At 63.7% G+C, this 23,135-nt stretch carries 15 protein-coding genes and 2 tRNA genes; 8 read left to right on the top strand and 9 right to left on the bottom strand.

Annotation, left to right across the window (positions count from 1 at the left end; translation table 11 throughout):
• Positions 1 to 2 precede the first annotated feature (2 nt).
• The 3 genes from ACFSC3_RS05975 (at position 3) to ACFSC3_RS05965 (ending at position 5,515) form a co-directional block, all read left to right on the top strand.
• A complete protein-coding gene (locus ACFSC3_RS05975; protein ID WP_380939479.1) occupies positions 3 to 2,198 on the top strand; it encodes a site-specific DNA-methyltransferase in 2,196 nt (731 codons plus the stop codon).
• Positions 2,199 to 3,443: a PDDEXK-like family protein gene (locus ACFSC3_RS05970; RefSeq protein ID WP_380939478.1), complete on the top strand. Its 1,245-nt coding sequence runs from the start codon at positions 2,199 to 2,201 to the stop codon at positions 3,441 to 3,443.
• Between the two features lie 95 nt (positions 3,444 to 3,538).
• Positions 3,539 to 5,515, top strand: coding sequence for a UvrD-helicase domain-containing protein (locus ACFSC3_RS05965; RefSeq protein WP_380939477.1), 1,977 nt, complete (start codon positions 3,539 to 3,541; stop codon positions 5,513 to 5,515).
• Between the two features lie 258 nt (positions 5,516 to 5,773).
• Here the strand turns inward: ACFSC3_RS05965 and ACFSC3_RS05960 are convergent, their stop codons facing one another.
• From ACFSC3_RS05960 to ACFSC3_RS05945, 4 genes are all read right to left on the bottom strand, one after another.
• Positions 5,774 to 6,094, bottom strand: a complete 321-nt coding sequence (locus tag ACFSC3_RS05960) for a hypothetical protein (RefSeq protein WP_380939476.1) — start codon at positions 6,092 to 6,094, stop codon at positions 5,774 to 5,776.
• Positions 6,095 to 6,340: 246 nt separating this feature from the next.
• Positions 6,341 to 6,961, bottom strand: coding sequence for a hypothetical protein (locus ACFSC3_RS05955; protein WP_380939475.1), 621 nt, complete (start codon positions 6,959 to 6,961; stop codon positions 6,341 to 6,343).
• A 97-nt stretch (positions 6,962 to 7,058) separates the two neighbouring features.
• Entirely contained in the window at positions 7,059 to 11,474 is a 4,416-nt protein-coding gene (locus ACFSC3_RS05950; RefSeq protein ID WP_380939474.1) for a beta strand repeat-containing protein, read from the bottom strand.
• Positions 11,475 to 11,537: 63 nt separating this feature from the next.
• Positions 11,538 to 13,232 (bottom strand): ShlB/FhaC/HecB family hemolysin secretion/activation protein, encoded by a 1,695-nt coding sequence (locus ACFSC3_RS05945; RefSeq protein WP_380939473.1) that lies wholly within the window; start codon positions 13,230 to 13,232, stop codon positions 11,538 to 11,540.
• A 983-nt stretch (positions 13,233 to 14,215) separates the two neighbouring features.
• On the opposite strand from ACFSC3_RS05945, the gene ACFSC3_RS05940 reads away from it, so the two are divergent.
• Positions 14,216 to 14,383, top strand: coding sequence for a hypothetical protein (locus tag ACFSC3_RS05940; protein ID WP_380939472.1), 168 nt, complete (start codon positions 14,216 to 14,218; stop codon positions 14,381 to 14,383).
• Between the two features lie 372 nt (positions 14,384 to 14,755).
• Here the strand turns inward: ACFSC3_RS05940 and ACFSC3_RS05935 are convergent, their stop codons facing one another.
• Positions 14,756 to 15,478, bottom strand: a complete 723-nt coding sequence (locus ACFSC3_RS05935) for a helix-turn-helix transcriptional regulator (RefSeq protein ID WP_380939471.1) — start codon at positions 15,476 to 15,478, stop codon at positions 14,756 to 14,758.
• Between the two features lie 70 nt (positions 15,479 to 15,548).
• Between ACFSC3_RS05935 and ACFSC3_RS05930 the strand changes: the two genes are divergently transcribed.
• Positions 15,549 to 16,118: a glutathione S-transferase family protein gene (locus ACFSC3_RS05930; RefSeq protein WP_380939470.1), complete on the top strand. Its 570-nt coding sequence runs from the start codon at positions 15,549 to 15,551 to the stop codon at positions 16,116 to 16,118.
• 241 nt (positions 16,119 to 16,359) lie between these two features.
• Positions 16,360 to 16,435 (top strand) — tRNA-Ile (locus ACFSC3_RS05925).
• Positions 16,436 to 16,746: 311 nt separating this feature from the next.
• On the opposite strand, the gene ACFSC3_RS05920 is transcribed toward ACFSC3_RS05925, so the two are convergent.
• Positions 16,747 to 18,483: a sensor histidine kinase gene (locus ACFSC3_RS05920; protein WP_417774577.1), complete on the bottom strand. Its 1,737-nt coding sequence runs from the start codon at positions 18,481 to 18,483 to the stop codon at positions 16,747 to 16,749.
• A 162-nt stretch (positions 18,484 to 18,645) separates the two neighbouring features.
• On the opposite strand from ACFSC3_RS05920, the gene ACFSC3_RS05915 reads away from it, so the two are divergent.
• Positions 18,646 to 19,107, top strand: coding sequence for an Lrp/AsnC family transcriptional regulator (locus ACFSC3_RS05915; protein ID WP_380939468.1), 462 nt, complete (start codon positions 18,646 to 18,648; stop codon positions 19,105 to 19,107).
• 203 nt (positions 19,108 to 19,310) lie between these two features.
• Complete coding sequence (locus ACFSC3_RS05910; RefSeq protein ID WP_380939467.1) at positions 19,311 to 22,148, top strand: M16 family metallopeptidase; 2,838 nt, start codon at positions 19,311 to 19,313, stop codon at positions 22,146 to 22,148.
• A gap of 27 nt (positions 22,149 to 22,175) precedes the next feature.
• Here ACFSC3_RS05910 and ACFSC3_RS05905 read toward each other — a convergent pair whose 3' ends face one another.
• From ACFSC3_RS05905 to ACFSC3_RS05895, 3 genes are all read right to left on the bottom strand, one after another.
• Positions 22,176 to 22,391, bottom strand: a complete 216-nt coding sequence (locus ACFSC3_RS05905) for a hypothetical protein (protein WP_380939466.1) — start codon at positions 22,389 to 22,391, stop codon at positions 22,176 to 22,178.
• Between the two features lie 8 nt (positions 22,392 to 22,399).
• Positions 22,400 to 22,476: transfer RNA gene (locus ACFSC3_RS05900), tRNA-Met, on the bottom strand.
• Positions 22,477 to 22,519: 43 nt separating this feature from the next.
• Positions 22,520 to 23,023 carry a 2'-5' RNA ligase family protein gene (locus ACFSC3_RS05895; protein WP_380939465.1) on the bottom strand — a complete coding sequence of 168 codons (504 nt, stop codon included), beginning with the start codon at positions 23,021 to 23,023 and terminating at the stop codon, positions 22,520 to 22,522.
• Positions 23,024 to 23,135 lie beyond the last annotated feature (112 nt).

Raw genomic sequence — 23,135 nt, 5'->3', positions numbered from 1 at the left:
AGGTGAAGGCGTTTCGCGACACCTGGAAGGACGGCATCCATAGCTATCTGACCTATCTGCGCGACCGTCTTACCGCGATGCACGATCTGCTGACCGAGAGCGGCTCGGTCTTCGTCCAGATCAGCGACGAGAATGCCCATCGCGTGCGCGCAGTGCTCGACGAGGTGTTCGGTCCCGAAAACTTTGTTAGTCAGATTGGCTTTTCCAAGACGTCTGGGTTAGAATCCGCATTCAGAATGCCAGCTACTTTCGATTACCTCTTGTGGTATTCGAAAAGTTTAAAGGCTCTGAAGTATCGGCCAATCTTTTTGCGAAAAGAAAACTTGGAGAAGAGCGGCTATACGCATTGTTTGATCGACGGTCAGGAACGGGCGATCAGTTCGTGTAGCGCGTCGGAGTTGCAGCGAGGTGACATATACACGCGCTCCGATCTGACTAAGCCTGGCCCCGGGTCGAAGTATGAACTCACATTCAACGGAAGGCGCTATACAAGCGGGAAGCGTTGGTGGGGCACTACTCCTGATTCAATGCAGCGTATCCAGAAAGCCGGACGCATATCAGCTGTTGGCAATAATCTTCGATTTATTCGTTTCTTGAAGGACAGCCCAACAACGTCTCTTCGAAATTTCTGGGACGATACTGGTATTGCGGGCTTTGCGTCCGATAAGGTCTATATAGTCGAGACGAACGCGACCGTAATCCAGCGCTGTATGTTGATGACCACTGATCCAGGTGACCTGGTCCTGGATCCGACCTGCGGCTCCGGAACCACCGCCTATGTTGCCGAGCAATGGGGGCGGCGGTGGATCACTATGGATACAAGCCGCGTCGCGCTGGCGCTCGCACGCACGCGACTGATGGCGGCGCGCTATTCCTGGTATCTGCTCGCCGACAGCCGCGAGGGCCGCGCCAAGGAAGCCGCGCTCACGCGGACGCTGCCGCCCGAGACGCCGGTTCATGACGATATCCGTCAGGGCTTCGTCTATGAGCGCGTGCCGCACATCACGCTCAAGTCGATCGCCAACAACCCGCTCATCGACGATATGTGGGAGAAGTGGCAGGCGGTGCTCGAACCGCTGCGCGCCGAGCTTAACGCTGCGGCCGGCGAGGCGTGGGAGGAATGGCAGATTCCGCGCGAACTGCCCGCCACCGCGCCGCCCGCCGCCGCCGAGCCACACGCCAAATGGTGGGAGGCTCGCATCGCTCGCCAGCGCGAGATCGACGCTAGCATCGCCGCGCGCGCCGACGTCGAATATCTCTACGACAAGCCCTACACCGATCCCGCCCGCGTCCGCGTCGCCGGGCCGTTCACGGTCGAGAGCCTGTCGCCGCACCGCGTCCTCCCCGCCAGCGAGGAGGAGCTGATCGAGACGCTCGACGCCGCCGACGGCGCGCGCTCACCCGCCGACGCCGATCTCGCGGGCGGCGACTTCGCCGCGATCGTCATCGACTATCTAAAGGCGGAGGGCGTCAAGCAGCAGGCCAAGGGTGACCGCATCACCTTCGAAAGCATCGTGCCTTGGCCCGGCAACTTCATCGGCGCCGCTGCAACCTTTATCGAGGGCCAGGACGGTCCCGAGCGCCGCGCCGCCATCCTGATCGGCCCCGAATATGGCACCGTGGGCCGGCAAGACCTGGTCGCCGCCGCGCGCGAGGCGGTGGACAACCGCTTTGACGTGCTGATCGCCTGCGCCTTCAACTTCGACGCGCATTCGTCCGAGCTCGACAAGCTCGGCAGTCTCACCATCCTCAAGGCTCGCATCAACCCCGACATGCATATGTCGGATGAGCTGAAGAACACCGGCCGCGGCAACATGTTCGTCGTGTTCGGCGAACCCGACGTCGAGGTGTTGGACGACGGCGGCCCCTGCATCCGCGTGAAGGTGAACGGCGTTGACGTGTTCGACCCCAACACCGGCGACATCCGCTCCAGCGACACCAAGGGTATCGCCGCCTGGTTCATCGACACCGACTATGACGAAGAGAGCTTCTTCGTCCGCCACGCCTATTTCTTGGGCGCGAACGACCCCTACAAGAGCCTCAAGACCGCCCTCCAGGCCGAAATCGACGAGGACGCCTGGGCGACGCTATATTCCGACACCTCCCGCCCCTTCGACCGCCCGACCGGTGGCCGCAAGGTGGCGGTTAAGGTCATCAACCACTTCGGCGACGAGGTGATGAAGGTGCTGGGGGTATAGGTGGCGAAGGCGCTCGATATTCTTCGCCCGACGCTAATCCGGCTCGCGCACCAGTATCCTAGGCTCAGTGCCAAGCGGGAAGGTGCGGAGATGTTCGGCGCCCCTCGCCTTAACTCATTCATGCTGTTCCAGCCAAATGAGGTGACACTCAGTAGAGTAATAGCCGATCTATTCGACCCCGCGGGATCGCACGGACAAGATACACTGTTCCTAAACAATTTGCTCAGTGCGCTGGACTTACCGCGAGTTGGTGTCACGGATCCTGTTTCTGTCCGACGTGAAATGGTCACGCGTGCGGGGCGTCAGATCGATCTAGTGATCGAGATTCCCGGCCTGATCCTTGGTATCGAGAATAAGCCGTGGGCGACTCAGCAGCATAATCAGCTTGCTGATTATCTTTCTGCTTTGCAGTTGTGGTCTCGCGGTAGAAAGCCAGTGCTGATCTTCCTGTCCAACAAGAAGCCAGAGACAGCGAAGGATGATGTTCGTATAGTCCATCTCTATTCTGATGAGGACGACGAAGTGTCGTTGCACGGGGTGCTATCGGACAGCCGGGACCAGATCAGGGCTCAACGGACGTCGACCCATATCCATGAAATGCTCGATTATCTCGCCCTTGAATTCGGTGATACTCCAATGATCGAAAAGTCTGATTTGCCATTCGTTGAAGCGGTTACTGGCGAATACGAGCGGGACGCGGATGGTCGACGCGCCTTGGCCATGACGATGCTCGCAGGAGAATCGCTGCATGAGCGGATCACCACAGAGATATCTGAGCGCCTCGTAGCAGCTCTCAAGAAAGAATTTCCAGACGTCACAGAACAATACGATGACTGGTCGCTCTACGACGCAATTGGCGAAAAGCACAATTGTTGGAGCGTCCGCCGATCATCTTGGCCAGAGAATTGCGCCATAGGCATAGCGGCGGAACGGACCAACTTCGATCAAATATATTTCGGAGTTAGAGCTCCCGAGAAGAAGAAAGGAACTGTTGACGAGGACGACGTTTGCGCGTTGAGGAAGCCTATTTCAGCGGCGGTGAAGAATGTTGAGGGCGGCAGGTCGGACGCATGGTGGCCATGGTGGAAGACGGCAGATCCGGCTTCCTGGGGACCGCAAGCGATGGCCTCGCTGATACTCCAGTCGCCGACGGGACAAGTTGCCGATCACCCGCGCTTCGTTGAACTCGCACAGAAGATGCTCGCGCTCATGCGCGCTGTGGACGAAGCGGTGAGCGATAGCTGATGAACTTCCTTATCGCCGACACCTTCACCGCCGCCTTCAACCGGCTGTCCGGCCAGGATCAGAAGGCGGTTAAGGCCAGCGTCTTCGACCTGCAAATGGATCCGACCGGCAACGGCCTTCAGCTGCATCGGATTGATAAGAGCAAGGACCCGAACTTCTGGTCCGCGCGCGTCAACCGCGACGTCCGGCTCATCGTCCACAAAACCGGCGAGTCGATGCTGGTGGCCTATGTCGACCACCATGACGACGCCTACGCCTGGGCGGAGCGCCGCCGGATCGAGGCTCACCCCCGCACCGGTGCCGTCCAGATCGTCGAGGTGCGCGAGCGGGTCGAGGACGTCGCTCCACCCGAGCAGTTCGACTTCGTCCTGCTCGCCGCGAGCGCTCCGGCCGCGCCGCAGCCGCAGCTGTTCGCGAGGCTGGACGACGAGGCACTGCTGTCGGTTGGCGTCCCGACAGACTGGCTGGCCGACGTACGCGCCGCCACCGAGGAAGGGTTCTTTGCGCTGGCAGAGCACCTGCCTGCCGAGGCGAGCGAGGCGCTGCTGGAATATGCCGCGACCGGCGCACTGCCTCCGCCCACGACCGCACCGGTGGCCGACCCGTTCACCCATCCCGATGCGCTCCGCCGAATCCGCCCGATCGCGGACCAGGACGAACTGGAACAGGCGCTGGCGTTCCCGTGGGAGAAGTGGGGCGTCTTCCTCCACCCATCGCAGCGCGACCTGACCGACCGCGCCTTCGCCGGGCCGGCGCGCGTCGCGGGCTCGGCCGGCACGGGCAAGACGATCGTCGCGATTCACCGGGCGGTGCGGCTGGCCCGCGAGAACCCCGACGCGCGCATCCTCCTCGCCAGCTTCTCGCAGCCACTCGCCGACGCGATGGCCAGGAAGCTGCTGGTGCTCGCGCCCGAGACGGGCGGCGTCGTCCCGCGGATCATCACGGCCTCGTTCCGCGGCATCGCGGAGCAGATGTATCAGCTAGAACATGGCGTGCGACCGCGCATCGCGTCGGACACCCTTCTGCGCGAGCGGCTGGTCGAGGCAGCGGCGGCGGTCCAGCTTCGCGGCTTTTCGGATCGCTTCCTGCTTTCCGAGTGGGCCAATGTCATCGATGCGTGGGGCATCACCACCTTCGACGCCTATGCGTCCGTGCAGCGCATGGGCCGCAAGAGGCGGCTAGGCCCTAACCAGCGGGAACGGCTGTGGCCGGTGTTCGAGGCCGTGCGATCAGCGCTGACGGCGGAGCGTTACACGACCTGGGCGCAGGTGTTCACTGACCTCGCCGCAGCTCTCGCGGAGAGGTCGCGCAAGCCGTTCGACCACGTCATCCTTGATGAGGCCCAGGATCTCGCCCCCGCCGAACTGCGATTTTTCGCCGCGCTCGCGCCCTCTGGCCTCGATGCGCTGTTCCTGGCTGGTGATATGGGTCAGCGCATCTTCCAGCATCCCTATTCGTGGGCGAGCCTGGGCGTGGATGTGCGCGGACGATCCCAAACGCTAAAGGTATGCTATCGCACTTCCCAGCAGATCCGGCAGGCAGCGGATCACCTTCTGCCCCTCGTGCTGCGCGACGTAGACGGGCTCGAAGACGAGCGACGCGGGATTGTGTCAGTGTTCGATGGCCCTGCGCCGCAAGTCGAAACCTTCGCCTCGGCGGAGGAAGAAGCGGCACACGTTCAACGGGCGGTGTTGATGTGGATCGAGGACGGCGTCGAACCGCACGAAATCGGCATCTTCGTCCGCACGCCGGAGTTGGTATCGCGCGCTCGCGCTGCGTTGGCAGGGATCTTTAGAGCCCAAGCCGTCACAACGGCGCCGATGAATTTGGCCAAGGGGCTAGAATTTCGAGCCGTTATCGTGATGGCGTGCGATGAGGGCGTCCTGCCGCTCGACGAGCGTGTGGCGGATGCCGCTGACGAAGCAGAACTCGACGAAATTTACGAGACCGAGCGTCGTCTGCTGTATGTCGCATGCACCCGGGCGCGTGAGCATCTGCTACTGACGGCAGTGCGTCCCGCTTCGGAATACCTCAACGACTTTGAATCACCGCCATCGGTGTCAGGTTCCTGACCGAACCTCTCACGCTTCCTAGGCTGCCGGCTAACAGACTGTGGCTGAAGTCGGTGCCACTCCAGGACGTGCACACAGCGTGTTCGCGCCGTTGCGAGAGCGGTATCCTTCTTGAACCCTGAACGCCGGCTTCCTTCTCCTAAGACAGGTACGAGCGCGATAATCCTATCGAGCTCGCACCTAACCTGCGCCGGGTCGGTATGGCTAACCGACCGGGAAGACGCGACGTACCACGTGATATCGGCGTGCCCTCACCGGTCAGCCCTTCAGCACACACTGATCGCCCTTGGGCGCATTCGGATGATCGGCAGGTAGCGTCATTTCCCGCTCCCAGTGATCGAGGATCACTGCAACTAGCCCGTACGCCCAATCCGCTCCCATCGCGACCAAGGCCGCCCGAAAATCCCCGTCAATCCAGTCCACGTGTCCATTAACGATCGCAGCCGCGTTGTACTCGTGCGTCGAAAGACCACGACCGCTCCGCCCCTCTTGATCGAGGCGAAGAGAAGCCTTTTCGATGCTATCGATCGCATATTCGTCGAGCAGCACCTTGCCGCCGCAAAACTTGTGTGTGTGCACGAAAGCCTCCGGTTAAGATGATGAACCGTGCTGACCCAAAAGCCGGTCTACCCCGTCACCGGGGTCATCGCCTCATTGAGGCTAGCCGAAGCTGTCGACGCTTCCGGCCAACGCGCAGTGGGAATGCGCTTTCTCGCTGACTCAGCCCTCCGGTCGCTGCCGACGACAGGCATCTCAACTCAACGGTTCTACCGTAAAAGGCATATCGGCGAGGACGATCGCGAATTCAACGGTCGTCCATCACACTCATGCATTCCGATCACCCGGCTCAACATCCAAAAGCCCGAGTTCGAAATTCGGCCATAGCCGCAACGCCTGTCGCTTCAGGCCGCGCCGGATGGTCGCGAGGTCATCGAGCGAGATACCAAGATGCGTGGCGAGGGCCCGTCCACGAAGTCCAAGGCCGATGCCATCGATGAGCTCCGCCTGCTTCGGCGACGCACTTGAGAGCGTCTCGATTATTGACTCGCATAGCCGGCGGACACGCTCAATCTCGATGACCTCATCGGCCGCGACGACGGTGTAGCCGCCGACGCCCATCTGCTCGGCCAGTACATCGACGGGAAGTGAAGCGGCCTTTTCACCACGTCGCTCACGGGCACGGCGAGCAGTTGATGCGATGCTGCGCATGATCCCGGAAAGAAATTGCTCACCCGATATTCCAGCGCTGCACGATCTCGACGTCAGCGCGCCGATAATTGCACTCTGAAGGAGGTCGCGCCCCTCGCCGTGATAGTCGCCGGCAAGCTGGTCGGCCCGGCGCAAAATCGCGCTCCCCGGTGTCATATCAACCCTAAGCATTTCTGCCTCGACCTCGCTGCGGCGAAGCTCTCGAACGCCTTGCGGCGGCGTCACAGGTGCGGACATGACTGTTCCTACACCCTCATGCGCCATTTCGAGGATTTGCGGACATTCTTGTCCGAATTTTTCGATATCGGCGCATGAGAATGTAAGATCACGTTCGTCATGCTGCGACGGTACCCGAAATCGCGAAGCCGTTGACCATGACGAGCTTGCCGGTCCCGACGGCCTTCGTCCCGAACGCGGCGGTCACCGCACTGCGATCGAGCGTCACCGTATCGCCGCTGAACGGCGTGACCGTCCCCCCGGAGATGGTCGCGGTGAGCCCGCCGTCATAGACCTTGTTCGTCGCCGTCACCCCGGTCACCGCCAGCGTGGCACGGGTGATCGCTCCGGTCAGCCCGGTCGGCAGCGTCAGCGTATAGTTGCCCGCGTCGGTGCCAGCCAGCGTATAGCCGGACAACGTCACCGACTTGTTGGTGCCCACGTTGCGGTTGTTGAACGTGCCGGTGAGCGACTGGAGGGTCACGGTGTCGCCCGAAAACACCCCGTTCAGCGTGCCCGTGACGCTGGCGGTGTCCGTCCGGTCATAGGCACGCGTGGTGACCGCCGCGCCGGTCAGCGTCAGCGCCGCGGCCGTGATCGTGCCGTCGCTGACCGTGAAGTTCCGGTCGGTCGAACTCAGCGTATAGCCATAGATCGGCTTGCCGTCAGAGGTCGTCGCGCTGGCGATACCGGTCGCAGCGCCGGATATTTGCTTGTTCGTGCCGACATTCTTGTCGGCGAAGGTCACCGTGCCGGTCAGCCTGACGATATCGCTGCCCACGACATTCGTCGCGACCGGTACTGTCCCCGGCGCATCGGTCGTCCTGTCGTACACCTTGCTGTACCCGGACAGCGTCGCGCCGACCACGGGCGCGCGGCTGTAGATCAGCGCGTTGCCGGTCCTCGACAGCGCCGCGCCGTAGCTTAGGCCATATTGCTTGAACGCATAGTCGAGTCCCCCGACCGTGTCGGCGTCGGGGTCGGCCGTCCAGACCCGCCAGTATCCGTTCGCCGCCGACAGCGCCCCCGACCCGGCGGAGTTGGTGAATTTCTTGCCCGCCAGATTGATCGCCGTACCGACCCCGGTGGCCGTCAGTCCGCCGCCGGCATTCAATACGACGCCGGTGTCCGCCGTGGTACCGCGATTTGTGGCTACGATGCTCGCGCCATAGACGCGGTAGAGCGAAATATCGCCGTTGCCCGAATAGGCTCGGCTTCCACCGTTACCCATTACGAAATTAACGCTGCCGCTGCCCGCTTCGATCGTAGTTCCGGGTGCCATCGAGATAACGGCATTGCCGGAATCGCGCTGTGCATCGATGACCCCGCCTGCGGAAGGTTGGTTGGCATAGAGATAGATCCGTCCGCCTTGCGTCTGAATATCGGACCCGATCAATATCGACCGTCCCGCTTGCAAGTTCAGATCGCCGACGCGGCTCGGGTTACCCGTCACCTTGATCGGACTCGACACGGTAATGTCGTTCGACGCCTCCAACGTGACAGAAGTTCCGGCCGCGAGTTGTGAGACGATGTCGCTGGCGGCGAGCTTTACGGTGGCGCTGGAACTGGTGCTGTAGGTTTGTCCCGTTACCGACGGACCGATGGCGGAGAACAGATAGACTGCTCCTGCACCGGGCTTGATAGTGCCGCTTCCGTCATCGCCGGGAGCCCCTACGACTAGACGATTTCCGGAACCACTCAAGGCAACTGAAGCAGCAAAATTATCATTGGGCCAAAGAGAGCTTAAGTCGTAATTATTACCCCCAGTGTACCCTCTCCCAATAGTGGCAATTGATCCACCTGAAAAGTTCATATCACTGAACTTTACAATATAAGCTGCACCATAACTAAATCTTCCACCTGAGGCGCTAGAGTCGGAACCGCCAATTGCCAGTCTATCTCCGGCACTATTAAATGATACAGCCCTACCAAAACTGGAAGCGTACTGATTATCATTACCAATATTTACCGAACTTCCTGTGCTAAATCCGTAGCCAACGGTTCCCTTGTACGATACAGATCCTCCGCCATTAAACACTTTATACAGGAGGACGCCCCCGCGGGCACTGGAACCAACAGCATCCGAAAGATTCGTCGCACCCACGGCGAGGGAAGTTCCGTCACGATTCAACGCCACGGACGAACCATAAAAAGATCCAGTACCGGACTCGCCGCCCGTATTATAATCTTTAGTATCTGTATAACCGTATCCAAGCCGAAGCTTAAGCGACGGACTGTTAAAATTTCGATCAGAAAATGAGATGATATAAACAGCGCCAGATACGTTACCACCCATCTGACTTGCATCATAGGGAGCACCAATTGCCAAGGTCAGACCATCTCCAGACAACGATACTCCTGCCCCGAAATAGTCTCGATCCTTGATTAACGTGCCCATGTTAAAGTCAGACGGGCGCGTATAATATCCATAACCAATTTTTCCTGCCAAACTGGCGTTTGAAAAGCTTGTATCTGTAAACTTTACTAGAAATACTGCACCTTTTGAATTATCACTGGTATCACTAAAAACAAGCCGGTCACCATCGGCGTTCATCGACATACCGGAGCCGAGCAGGTTTTCCGCCTGCAAATCATCTCCAAGTGCAAGATTGTTGGAACCGCTAGCCGATTTTGCAATATATCCCTTCAAAGAAGCGCCACTAAAATTTCCGTCGGAAAATTTTATCAGTATGATCTTCTTGTCTGCCGCTGCCGCCAGCAGGTTTCCCGTGGCATTAAGAGCCACCGACTTTCCAAAGCTACCATTGGAGTCAAGTGTTCCGCCGGTATTATAGTCTTTGGACCCGGTGTATCCGTAACCAACCAAACCCTGATAAACCCAACCCGAAATGTCGGAACTATCCCCGATGACGATGTTCTTCGGATCGAGCAGCAGATTCCCCCCGCCGGTCTGCACGCCGCCGAGCGCCGCCTGACGCAGGTCGCCCGCCGAAGACAGCTCGACCGATCCACCCTGCGCGCCCGCGCCGCCGCGCGCGTCGACCGCGCCCAGGAAGGTGGTCTGCACGTCAGACCACACCACCGCAGTGCCGCCCGCGCCGTGGGTCGACGATACGTCGATCGCAGTGGAATCGTTGACCAGCACCTTCTGCGCCGATGCCAGCACGGGCACATCGCCCCAGCGGCCCGCGAAGCTGTCGAAATAGGGCTGGCTAGCGTCGGGCGTCTTGCCGCCCTGGAACGCGCCGCCGATCCGCACCAGCCCGCCCTGCTGGCGCCCGGTCGCGCTCAGCGTCGCGCCCAGCGTGCGGATGTCGGGTGCGGTGAGGTCGATGCGCCCGCCCCCGGCATAGCCGCCATCGGCACGATACTGGCCCGACGTCATGACCGTGCCGTCAGCCGTCAACCGGATCGTGCCACCGCCGATCAGGCCCGAGGCATCGGACCGGCTTTCGCTATTCTCGATGACGCCGCCGCCGCTGTAGCTGAGCGTCCCGCCCGCGCCATAGGCGCTGGCCGCGCGCGTCGTGCCGGCCAGCGACAGCGATCCCGTCGCCGCCACCGACACCGCGCCGCCGGTCGCGCGCAGTCCGCTCGACGATGCGTCGATCAGCCCGCCGATGCCGACTTCCCCGCCGCTGACGCTGACGCTGCCGCCCTGCGCACCTGCGACGGTGATCGCCGATTCCGTCTGGGTTATCACGGCGCCTGATCCGCCCAGCGTGATCACGCCGCCCTGCCCGGTCGCGGAGTCCGCGCGCAGCAGTCCGCCGACATTGACCGATGCGTTGACCACGTCGCGCGCGGCGCTGGCCGTCAGCAGGATGCGCCCGCCCTGCGCCTCGATCGTGCCGGCGTTCTCGACCAGCGCCGCGACCGTCTGGCCCGATGCGTCGGTCACCGTCTTGGTCAGCGCGGCATCGGGCGCGAAGCTGATCAGCCCGTCACCATACAGGTCGATGCCGAAGCCCTTGCCCGCGCCCAGCGCGACCCGGCCCATCTTCGCGACGATCAGCCCGTCGTTGCGGACATGCGGCGCGACGAAGGCGGCGATGCCCGCGTCGCGGATGGTGATCCGCCCCTGCACCACCACTTCGGCCTGGTCGTCGCCGCCGTCGACGAAGCGCAGGTCGCGCGCGCCGGCCATGAAGCTGCCCGCATCGATGTCATGCGTGGTGGCGATCAGGCCCGACGCATCGACGGTCGAATCCTTGCCGAACAGGATGCCGTTGCGGTTGATCAGCACGACCTGGCCATTGGCCTGGATCGACCCCAGGATCGCGGACGGGTTCTGCCCCGTCACGCGGTTGACGGTGATCGATTGGTTGCCGGGCTGGCGGAAGATCGCGCTGTCGCCCTTGCCCAGCGAGAAGGCGTCCCAGTTGACGATCGCGCGGTCGCTCGTCTGCGTGACAATGGTCTGCGATGTGCCTTGGCCGTCGATCTGCGCTTGGCCGGCCACGACGATGCCGCCGCTGGTCTGCGCCCGGGCCGAAGTCGACGCCATCATCGTCGTCGCCGTGATCAGCGCCAACACGCTGGTTCCGCACAGCCGCTTGCTTGCCTTCGTCATCTCTGCCCGCCCTGGTCTGAAGTCATGTCATGGGTGCGCCGGCCCCTTGCCGGCGCGCGCCCGTCAAAATCGAAAGTTGATGTTGCCGACGATGCGGCGATCGCGCGGTCCGGACGCGCCGGTCGCCTGTCGCAGCACCCCGCTTGCCTCGATCCCCGCACTGATGTGCCCGAGCCGATCGGCGCGCAGGCCGCAGCCGAACGACATGGCGCTGCGCGTGCGCAGTTCGCCCCGCAGCAGGGCGCCCTGCTGCCAGACCCGCCCGCCATCGGCGAAATAATAGAATTGCGCGCTTGCGCCTCGCTGGTCGAACACGAACGGCATGGTCCAGCGCGCCTCGACGCTGGCCAGCACGCAATGCTCGCCGGTCAGTTCGCCCGCATCGAAGCGACGACCGAATCGTCGCCCGCCATAGCTGCACTCCGCCGAACTCAGCAGCGGACGGGACGCCATCTGTCCCTGCGCCGCCAGCAGGATCGAGGCCTGCCCCCCGCCGAGTTGGCCGAGTGGCTGCAGGCGCTGGGTATCCAGGGTGACCAGGGTATAGTCGGGACGCCCGTCGGCGCGGCTGTTGCCGCGTGCGCCGAGCGCGTTGATCCCCTGCTCGACCCCGACCCGCATCTGCGTGACGGCCCGCGTCGCGTCCGTTACGTCATAGACCAGCGCCATTTGGGTGGAGCGAATCCGGTCGTCCAATTCCCGCTGCCCCAGCAGTGTGGAGCGCGTCTCCACGATCGATCCGCCCGCCTCGACCGCCAGATTCTCGCCGCGCGATCGCAGGACGGGGTAGCGGGCGAACACGCGCTCGCTGAAGACGCTGCCCCGATAGTCGAGCAGGCGCAGCAACGGCGTGTTCGGTCGCGTCGCGGAATAGCCGAGCGACACGCCCAGTGTCAGCCCCTCGGTGCCGACCACCGACTGATAGTCGCCCGACACGTTCCAGTACGCGCCCTGGCCGATGCTACGGAACGCCCCCAGCCGAAGCCGGTCGCCTCCCGACACAAGGCCGTTCACATCCGCCCAGCCACCGACGACATGGGTGTCGAGCGACGCGGGCAGATAGCTGTTGTACCCATATTCCGCCGCCGTCCGGCTTCGCGTGACATCGATCGTCATGACCGAGCCGCCGACGGTTGTCGGCGACGGCGACAGGGTCACCCGCGCGGAAACGCCCGGCAGGTCGTTGATCAGCAGCAGATAGCGCTCGAGGTCAGCGGTGCGCAGCGGTCGCGAGGCGCGGATCTTCTCCGCCAGCTCGGCCACCGGTCCCGCCCCGCCCAGCACCCCGCGCGGGAGCGGCGCGCCGGTGAACGCGATCTTGTCGACGAAGCCTTCGACGACCTTGACCGTCACGACGCCGCTGTCGATCTGTTGCTGCGGCACGACGCCGAAGGACAGCGCATAGCCCGCGCGGCCGTAGATGCGCGTGATCGCATTGGCGAAGGCGAAGACATCGGCCACGCTGATCTCGTCGCCCGGCCGATGCTTCCAGGCCTTCAGCAGCGTGCCGGTCGGGATGGCGGACGCCCCCTCGACCCTCAGCTCGCGCAAGGTGAACCGGAGCGACGCTGCGTTCTCCGGCGCGGTCTGCTCCGGCGCCGCCCCGATCAGCGGGGCGCGGGCGGTCGGCACTTCGGGCGGCGGCGCCAGATTCTCGTCGGCGCGATTGGGGTCGAGCGTCGGCGGCACCGTCTGCGCCACCGCCCGCCCCGGCGCCATCCCCAGCATCAAGCCGAGGCCCGACAGTGCCGTAGTCACGGCCAGCCGAATCGAACTGGCGGAGGGGCGAGCGACCGTCGTCAGGCACGGCATGATTCCTGAGCCCGACGCGCCCCCAATACAAACAACCGGACGTAAAGCGCTCGTTTCCGGAGTAAAAACTTGCGACGGCGCAATCAATCGAGACCGCACAGGAAATCCTAACAAAAGATGAGGGCGATTTCCTATGTCGATTGTTAGTTACGTAAGACTTAATGCGTGAACGGTAAAATCTTTAGCTATAGTATTGAAAGTTTTATCTACGTTTCTTGTCAATATAAACGCAGAATATGTTGCGGCCAATCACAAAACTTGTGCGATAATTAATTGGGTTATACCAGAGCCTTATCCTCGCCACCTCATAGAAAGCCGCGCATCAGTGAAGCATGGCACCGCAACGGCAGAGAAGCATTTTGGTCGATTGGAAGGCCTGAGCCGCCGTCAGCCCGTCTCTTCATCGCGTGCGGGTCTCTCCCGAACCAGCCCGCCGGAGCTCCAGGAAGTCCATCGCAAGCTATGATCGCGTCCGACCGGTCGAACCCGCGCGTCATCATCCGCAGCATATCGACATCGACATCGCCGGCCCGCACGCTTCCGGAGGCGAGGCTGCGTTCGGACGACCGACAGGGTTACGTCTCTGAACGGCATCGTCGTCCACCGGCAGCGCGATCTCTCGTTCCTCGAAGAGGCAGACGCGGTCTGCGTCAGCAGCGGCGCCATCACGCGCGAGATCGCCACGGATGGGTCGACGCTGGCGCGCTCGCGCCTCGACCCGACGCGATAATCAGTCGCGGCACAGTGCTCCGGGACGCTGCTGCTAGCGAAACCCGGCCTGATCGGCGACCTGCCGGCCTGCACTGACATCACCACCAAGCCGTGGGTTGTAAACGCCGGCGTTACCGTCACCGAACGCGCCGTTCGCCGCGCACGTCAACATCACCACCGCCCGTGGCTGCCTCGCGGCGCCGTATCTGGCCGCCTGAATGATCACACGTGGCGGCTCGCCCGACTTGGCGCGTGAGGCGCTGCACTATGTCGCGCTGGTCGGAGAAAAGCGCCGGTTCGTGGACCATGCCGTGTCGGTGGTGGGCGCGAACACGACAACTTTACCACCAGTGTCTGGCGCAGCGGCGATGACGTCCGGGCCGTAACAGCAACAAGCGCGCTTTCAGAAAAGGCCGCCTTTTAGCCGTCGGCTGGCGTTACGGATGTCTGAATGCCCGAGCGAATACAAGAGCCTGCGAACTATCGCTACCTTTTCGGCAGGCAGAGCAGGGGCAATACAGCGCCGCCGGCGCACAAGTTGCGACGCAGACAATTAATCTTGCGTAATTTTAGTTAGATATTCTACACTTAGCATTTATTCAATAGTACCCAGATTGTAGATCATCTTATTATCAAATAAAGTTGCTCTTTCTGTTTTTGCAGAGGTAAAACTTTATCCTTCACTCATTGATACAGCACTGAAGCTAGTTTCAATACCGTGCGCGTTCGACGCTACACTCATATTGCTGGCGAAACTGTCACGACGAACCGCGCGCTTCGTGCTCCTTCCGTTTCCACTCCGCGGTTCGCAGGGCGACATATTCCCGAAGCAGTTGCACCCGGCGGGGCCGAAAGCTGTGTCCGCCCTGCTCCAATACTTCGATCCGCGCCACCTCGGACGTGCGATGGGCCTCGCGCAATAGGCACCAGCCCACCAGCATCAGCGTCTTCGGGCTGTAGGACATACCCAGCGGCAGGATCTCGCGCTCGGTCCGCCGCCCGTTCTGGTCGCGATAGGCGATCCGGACGCTGAACTCGTCCCAGCAGGCTTCGCGCAGGAGATCGAGGTCGATCGTGACCGCGGCGCGCGGCTCCGGCGGGCGCCAGGATCGCATCGTGGCGTGGGCCGCCTGCCGCGCTTGCCGGTCGGGCAAGGTGGCGACGATCCGCGCGAGCGCATTGCGTCCCGCCGTCGTCAGCGTGTCGTCGCCGAGATCGCCGAGGCTCGCGACCCCGAGCATCAGCGCTTCGATCTCCAGCCGCGAGAAGCTCTGCGGCGGCAGCGCGGGGTCCTCGGTCAGCGTGTAGCCATAGCCCGCGGTGCCGTCGATCAGCACACCGCCGGCGCGCAGCGTGGCGATGTCGCGGTAGAGCTGCCGCGTCGAAATCTCCGTTTCCGTGGCGAGGCGCGTCGCCGTGACCGGCTTGGGAAGCCGCCGCAACGCGTCGAGCAACCGCATCAGCCGATCGGATCGTGCCATTCCTACTGCCCGAAAATGTCGGGAGCACCTTCGTAGGGTGACGGCGTCATTCAACGCAAGGAGCAAGCCGATGCGCACCCTTTATTATTCCCCCAATTCCCGGTCCGACACGGTCGTCGCGCTCGTTCGGATGCTTGGTGCCGACATCGACATGCGCGAGGTGACCATCGCGCGGCAGGACGGATCGGGCGGCCGTGATCCCGCCAACCCGCACCCGGAGGGCAAGGTGCCCTATCTGACGGACGGCGACGACGCGGTGCGCGAGCGCGGGGCGATCATGCTCTATTTGACCGATGCATACCCCGCCGCGGGTCTGGGGCCGTTGCCGGGAGAGGCGAAGCGCGGTGCCTATCTGTCGTGGCTGTCCTATTACCAGGGCGTCATCGAACCGCTCGGCATCCTGAAATGGGCGAATATCAGCCATCCCGCGATCACCGCCGGTCTGCGCGATTTCGACACGATGATCGAGCGACTGGCCGAGCCGCTCCGCCGAGGGCGATGGCTGCTTGGCGAGCGCTTCTCCGCCGCCGACATGCTGTGCAGTTCGCCATTCTTCTGGTTCACCGACATGATGCCCGCCGATCCGGCGATCCGCGACTGGGTGGCGCGGTGCGCCGAACGGATGGGCGACGGGAAGTAGGACCACGTCGTCTTACAGTTCTGTGACGGTGCCGGGCAAGATCTACGACCGGAATCCGCCATCGATCGGCGGCTGAAAAATACCGCCGGCCGATCATCGGCCGCTTGCCATTTTGCGCACCCTTTTGTACCCATCGCTGTGCACCTCGCAGACAGACGAGTTGTTCGTTGACGTGAAATCAACGACTTAGCGGGTTGGGAAAATTTGGAGGAATCCTGTCTCCCCGACCACAGCTTGCTGGGGGCCTGTAGCTCAACGGTTAGAGCTGGCCGCTCATAACGGCTAGGTTGCGGGTTCGAGTCCTGCCGGGCCCACCAGCGCCGCGCGAATTGCGAAGGTTGAGCGCGCTAAAGAGACGCGGGGGGGGGTTCAACTTCGGCGCTGACGGGATACTGTCCCCACCCCCTTCACCAATTCGATCAATGTCAGACCTTTCCCGCACGCCCAGTAGACGACCGCGGTCGTCTTCGATCGCCCGTCTTCATACGGCGTCCAGCCAAGCTGAACTCCCCGTGCTCCGGCACGGGTAGATTCAACTTGGCTGGATCACGCTCTAAACAATGGCCAGCGTACCTGATCCTGACGCGACCCGCCCAAGCGAAAGCGTACCTCTCCGCCTGACCCAACCTCAGGACGACGCGGTGTGCCCCATTTCACCGTCGACCACGGCCGGCAGGTGCAAAGTCAGTTCGCTATCGCCGATGTCGAGCGCCCCGCCGACCGCGCGCGCCAGGTTGCGGACGAGGCGCAGGGAGAAGCCGACGCCCAGCAGGCTGGCAGGACTGTCCTCGTCGTCGACCGACAGGATCGCTTCGCCCGGATGCGCGTCGAACGCTCGCGGCCGGGTGAGGGCGAGCGCGATGCGTCCGGTTCCGGCGGGCAGCGTCCGAACCGCCACCGTCTCACCCATCGCCGCGGCACCGATCGCCGCGCCCAACAGGCGCGACACGATACGATCGAGCGCAGCCGGATCGGCCAGCGCCACCAGCGAGGAGGCGCCGATTTCGACCAGCGCGCCGCGCGATTCGGCGAGCAGGTGCAGATCCCCCGCCAGTCGCGCGACCAGCGGCGCGATCTCTACCGCTTGCGGCGACAGGGGCAGCGCTCCGCCTGCGACACGCGCGGCGACGTCCACATCGTCGATCGCGGAGAGCAGCCGGTGCGCGTCGTCACGCATCGTCGCTGCCTGCTCGCGGTAGACCTCGTCGACGGGACCGAGCATCTGGCACTCGATCATCTCGGAGAAGCCGGCGATGGCGTTGGTCGGCGTGCGCAGTTCGTGGACGAGTTGGCGCAAGGAGTCCGGCGACGGGCCGGCGGCAGCCGGCGCGCGCGTCGGCGCTTCGTGCGACAGGGGCCGTCGCGCGCTGCCGCGATAGCCGGCGAAGCGGCCCGTCGCTGCGTCGAAGATCGGCACTGCCGACATCAGCCAGCGGCCAGCCGCGGGACCAGCGCCGCCGATGACCAGATGCGCGGCATCGAACCGCGCGCGACGCCGGAACGCACCGGCCGCGGTTCCGTCCACGCCCGATTGCGCAGGACTGGCCTGGCGGGCGAGCGTCGTTCCCAGAATAGCCTCGCGCGGCATACCCTCTGCCCAGCGCAGGACGCCGGCGGCATCGGTTTCGAAGCGGAAACTTTCGCGCTGCTGATCGGGGCGCGGTGCTCGCCCCTTCGGCTCATCGTCACGACGCTTCTGAAACGCCTCGATCCGCGCCACCACATCGGCGATGCGGAACACCTCTCCCTCCGCGGCGGGGGCTTCATTGTCGTTCTCGCGACGCAGCGCTTCGGAAACGACAGGCAAGGTTTTGGCGATCGAACCGAGCGACTGGAAGGGGCCGCTCTCGACCGGAACGGACGGCACGGCTGGCTCGGGCTCTGGCTCGGCCATCACGTCCGTCGTCACGTCGGCTGCTTCTGCGACCTCCCCCGACAGCACGAAGTCGACCGACCCGAAGCTTTCGAGCGCGCGCAGCGTGCCGGCGCTCAGGTCGCGGCGATGGCGCAGGACCGCGCGGGCGGCAGGCGTCAGCGCCGGTAGCAGTTCGATCCAGTCGGCGTCGTCCAACTGTGCCGTGCGCAGAACGGGCGCGCCGACCGCGATGTCATCGGCCGCGAGCACGCGGACCAGTGCCGCCGGCGGCGTCGCGCCGAACAACGCGCGCGCACTCGCAGCCCGCGCCGCGACCGGCACGCTGGCACGGATGGTTTCCAGCGTCGACAAGGCCCAGGCGTCGGCCGGCGCGCGGCGGCGCCCGACCAGGTCGACGATCTGCCGCCAGGCGGCTTGCGCCGCTGCCGGAGTCGACAGGTCGATGGTCCGTACCGTTCCCAGAACGTCGTCGAAACGCAAAATACACACCCTAGAGAACGCGGCCCGATCGCCGGCGATAAGGAATCCTTAACCGGCGGACGATGCCCGTGGATATAGCGAAAATGCGCCCGTCCGAATGTGAGACAATTGCGTTCCTGCGCAATATTCTTATCGTGGTTATCGACAAAGGTAGAATAAACGGGGCGGATTATGGCGTTCGATCGGATTGATCGGCAGATTTTGGGGCTGTTGCAGGAAGACGGCCGGATGACGAACGTCGACCTGGCCGAACGCGTCGGGCTGACCGCCCCGCCCTGCCTGCGCCGCGTCCGCGCGCTGGAGGAAGCTGGCGCGATCCAGGGCTATCACGCCAGCCTCGACCCGGCGAGTCTCGGCTACACCATTACCGTCTTCGCGATGGTCAGTCTGAAGAGCCAGGCGGAGGCGGACCTGACCGCGTTCGAACAGCATGTCGCCTCGATCCCCGAGGTTCGCGAATGCCATATGTTGAACGGCGAAATCGACTTCATCCTGAAAATCGTCGCGACCGATCTGCGCAGCTTCCAGGAACTGCTGACGACGCAGCTGACCCCGGCGCCGAATGTGAGCCATGTGAAGACGTCGCTGACCATCCGCACGTCGAAGTCGCTGCCGGGGATACCGGTGGGGTAATCCAGCCGCCTTCCCTGTCGTGATTCCGGCGAAAGCCGGAATCCAGAGTTGCTTTGCCCGAACCTCCGATCTGCTTGGCCCTGGATCCTGACTTTCGTCAGGATGACGGATTTCTCGAAAGCCGCCCGCACTCCCGCGGCGATGACGATTGTCCTTGCCGCCGTGTCTGCCTAACCTCCCCGCAAAACCATCTCGGGGGATTTATGCCGATCGCACGCACGGGCCTGCTCGCCGCACTCGCACTCACTAGCGCGCTGACCCAGCCCGCGCTCGCCCAGACCGCCCGCGCGCCCCGCCCGGCGGTTCAGAAGGTGCTGCCGACGAGCAGCTACACGCTGCCTAATGGGCTGAAAGTCACCTTCCACATCGACCGGTCCGATCCGGTCGTTGCCGTCGTTCTTGCAGCGCATGTCGGCTCCTCGCGCGAAGTTTCGGGCCGGACCGGCTTCGCGCACATGTTCGAGCATCTGTTCTTCCTCAACTCGGAGAATCTAGGTCCCGGCGGTCTCGACAAGCTGTCGACCCGCGTCGGCGGCACCGGCGCCAACGGCAGCACCAGCCGCGACTGGACCGTCTACAACCAAGAAGTCCCGAAGGACGCGCTGGAGAAGATGATCTGGGCGGAAGCCGACAAGCTCGGCTTCTTCATTAAGACGGTGACGCCGGCCGTGCTCGAAAAGGAGAAGCAGGTCGTCAAGAACGAGAAGCGCCAGTCGGTCGACAATCGCCCCTATGGCCATGTCAACGAACTGATGGCGGCGGCGATGTACCCGCAGGATCATCCGTACAGCTGGATGGTCATCGGGTCGATGAAGGACCTGGATGCGGCACAGGTGGCCGACGTTCAAGACTTCTACCGCCGCTGGTATACGCCCAACAACTCGACGCTGACGATCGCGGGCGACTTTGATCCCGTGCAGGCAAGGGCGTGGGTGGTGAAATATTTCGGTGAGATCCCCCGCGGCGCCCCCGCCGCCCGGCCCACGCCACGGCCGGTGACACTCACCGGGTCGAAGTCGATCGCCTATCTCGACAGCTACGCCAAGCTGCCGCAACTGAGCATCGCGTGGCCGACCGTCGGGGTCGCCGACCCCGATGCCGTGGCGGTCGAAGTGCTGGGCGATCTGCTGACCGAGGGCCGCGACGCGCCGCTGACCAAGCTGTTGGTCGAGCAGCAGAAGCTGACCGACAAGGTCGATATCGGCAATTGGGATAGCGAGATCGCCGGGGAGACGGTGTTGGCCGTCCGCGCCTTCCCCAACGTCACGCTCGACCGGGTGAAGGCCGCGATCGACCAGGGACTTGCCGGCTTCCGCGTCGATCCGGCCGCGCTCCAGCGGGTGAAGACGCTGCGCGAGGCGGCGATCTACAACCAGCTGGGCGACGTCGAGGGCAAGGCGACGACGATCGCCCGTTACGAAGCGCAGACCGGCGACGCCGATTTCCTCGATACCTATCTCGCCCGCCTGCGTGCGCTGACGCCCGCCGATATCGATCGTGTCTTCCGCCGCTACATGTTCAACCGCCCGAGCGTGTCGGTGAGCGCGGTGCCCAAGGCCATGCCACAGCTGGGCTTGACGGGCGCGACGATGGTCACACCCGTCACCGAACCGATCGTGCAGGGCGCCGAAGCTGCGGTCGACCAGAACGCCGGCCGAACCGCCTACACGCGCACGCCGTCGAAGATCGACCGTACCAAGGAGCCGCCGTTCGGCCCCACCCCCACCGTGACCCCGCTGACACCGTGGCAGGCGACCGCCACCAACGGCATTGCGGTATCGGGAATCGAGGACCGCGAACTGCCGGTCGTGCGCTTTACCCTGTCGGTCGATGGCGGCCAGCGGCTCGATGCCGGAGCCAAACCGGGCACGGCGACGCTGCTCGCGCGCATGCTGACCCGCGGCACCGCGCGGCGCACCCCGGCTGAGCTCGAAAAGGCGCTACAGGCGCTCGGCGCGCGGATCGACGCGAGTGTCGATCGCGAGCGGCTGATCGTGTCGGGCACGACGCTGGCGCGCAATTACGACGCCACGATGGCGCTCTTCGGTGAAATCCTGCTGGAGCCGCGCTGGGACGCGGCCGAGCTCGCGCTGGCGAAGGCCGCGGTGACGGCTCGGATCGCCGACAACACGTCGGACCCGCAGGCACTCGCGACGCGGGTGACGAATGTCGTCAGCTATCCGCAGGGCTCGCTGCTGGCACAGGATATCCTCGGGACGCCCGAGTCGGTCGCGGCGCTGACGATCGACGACCTGAAGGCCGCCTATGCCCGCCTGTCGCCCCGCCTCGCCCGCTTCCGCGTCGCCGGTGCCGTCACGCAGGGGCAGGCGACCGCGGCCCTTGCGCCGCTCGCCACGTCGTGGACGACTGCCTCGACCGCGCTGGCCGCGCTGCCGGAAGCGACGAAGCCCGATGCGGCGCGGCTGTTCTTCTACGACGTGCCCGACGCGAAACAGTCGCTGCTGATGTTCTCGGCCCCTACCGTCCGCCGCGCAGACCCGGATTATTATCCGCTTCACGTCGCCAATTACATTCTGGGCGGCGGCGGCTTTGCCTCGCGGCTGACGCAGGAAGTACGCGAGGGCAAAGGCTACACCTACGGCATCCGCTCCGGCATGCAGGGCTGGCGCACCGAGGGTCGCTGGACGCTGTCGAGCCCGGTTCGCGCCAACGTCACGCTTGAGGCCGCAGCCCTGGCCCGCACGATCGTCGCCGACTATCCGACGACTTTCACCGCCGACGACCTGGCACTGACCAAGACCTCACTGTCGAAAGCCCGAGCGTTCCAGTTCGAACAGCTGATTGACAAGCTCGATATGCTGGCCCTGATCGGCGACTACGGCCTGCCCGTAGACTATCCGAAGCGCGAAGCCGCGGTGCTCGATAGCATGACGGTAGACCGCATCCGCGGTCTCGCGCAACGCTACTGGCCGGTCGACCGCATGACCTACGTCATCGTCGGCGATGCGGCGAGCCAGATGGAGCGGCTGGATGCGCTGGGGGCGGGCAAGCCGGTGCCGGCGAAACCGCTGATCGATTGACGACCCGATTCCACCGTTCGCCTTTGATCACTCTCGTTCGCCCTGAGCGAAGTCGAAGGGCAGCCCTCCACCAGCTGCTTCGACTACGCTCAGCACGAACGGTGGAACAAAGCTGATCGAAACCGGCTCCAGCTTGTCGACGCTCTGTCCGCCCTCTTCGTGCCAACGAGCAAAAGGCACAAAGACGGGCAGCCCTTCGACAAGCTCAGGGCGAAAGAGGGAAACCGAAAGGGGGGAAATCACGGGGTCGGTGGTAGCGAAGGAGGGACTTGAACCCCCGACACGCGGATTATGATTCCGCTGCTCTAACCAGCTGAGCTACTTCGCCCAACCCCGTGAGGCGCGCCAAATAGGTCGGGCGCGCGCGGCGGTCAAGCGAAGTTGTGCGAGGAATGTTTTTCCCACGGTCCGCCGCGATACCACCAACTCGCCAGGCCGCGGATCACGAGCGGGCGACGGGCAAAACTGGCGGAAAGCTGCGCCTGAAGGGTCTTGGCTTCGGCGGGCGTGACCTTGTTCTGGATCGTCACATGCGGTCGCCACCCTGCGCGATCCTGGGGTGTAAGCAGCGAGGCAAAGGCAGCCGCCAGGTCGCCGCGGATCGCCTCCAGCTCGGGCGATTCGACGCGAAACGCCGTACCGCGACCGAGCGACATGACCCCGCCCAGCCACGCCTGCGGAGCGGGCACCCCGCGCGTCAGCTGCGAGAGGCGGTGTTTCAGCTCGTTCGCGACCGAAGGCGGCAAATGGTGGAACAGTGTCAGATGCGCGGCAAGCTGGTTACGCTCCGGTGGGAAGTGCGCGCGCCGCAGGCCATCGAGAGCGGCGGCGTCATCGGAGCCGAACACGGCACTGACGATCAGGGGATCACTCAAACTTCCTCTCCCTTCGGGAGAGGGAAGGGAGCGCCGTAGGCGCGGAAAGGGTGAGGGCGACGCGCACCGTCCCTGCCCTCACCCTTCCGCCGACTGCGTCGGCTCCCTCCCT

This window comes from Sphingomonas floccifaciens, from assembly GCF_042681125.1.
Taxonomy (GTDB): domain Bacteria; phylum Pseudomonadota; class Alphaproteobacteria; order Sphingomonadales; family Sphingomonadaceae; genus Sphingomonas; species Sphingomonas floccifaciens.
This window is presented reverse-complemented; position numbering and strand designations above follow the sequence as displayed.

What these genes read in the sequence shown, in the direction of transcription:
- ACFSC3_RS05965 (WP_380939477.1), top strand. Translation starts at nt 3,539, where the DNA reads ATGGATCCGACCGGCAACGGCCTTCAGCTGCATCGGATTGATAAGAGC.
- ACFSC3_RS05955 (WP_380939475.1), bottom strand. Translation starts at nt 6,961, where the DNA reads ATGTCCGCACCTGTGACGCCGCCGCAAGGCGTTCGAGAGCTTCGCCGC.
- ACFSC3_RS05950 (WP_380939474.1), bottom strand. Translation starts at nt 11,474, where the DNA reads ATGACGAAGGCAAGCAAGCGGCTGTGCGGAACCAGCGTGTTGGCGCTG.
- ACFSC3_RS05940 (WP_380939472.1), top strand. Translation starts at nt 14,216, where the DNA reads ATGATCACACGTGGCGGCTCGCCCGACTTGGCGCGTGAGGCGCTGCAC.
- ACFSC3_RS05935 (WP_380939471.1), bottom strand. Translation starts at nt 15,478, where the DNA reads ATGGCACGATCCGATCGGCTGATGCGGTTGCTCGACGCGTTGCGGCGG.
- ACFSC3_RS05930 (WP_380939470.1), top strand. Translation starts at nt 15,549, where the DNA reads ATGCGCACCCTTTATTATTCCCCCAATTCCCGGTCCGACACGGTCGTC.
- ACFSC3_RS05915 (WP_380939468.1), top strand. Translation starts at nt 18,646, where the DNA reads ATGGCGTTCGATCGGATTGATCGGCAGATTTTGGGGCTGTTGCAGGAA.
- ACFSC3_RS05910 (WP_380939467.1), top strand. Translation starts at nt 19,311, where the DNA reads ATGCCGATCGCACGCACGGGCCTGCTCGCCGCACTCGCACTCACTAGC.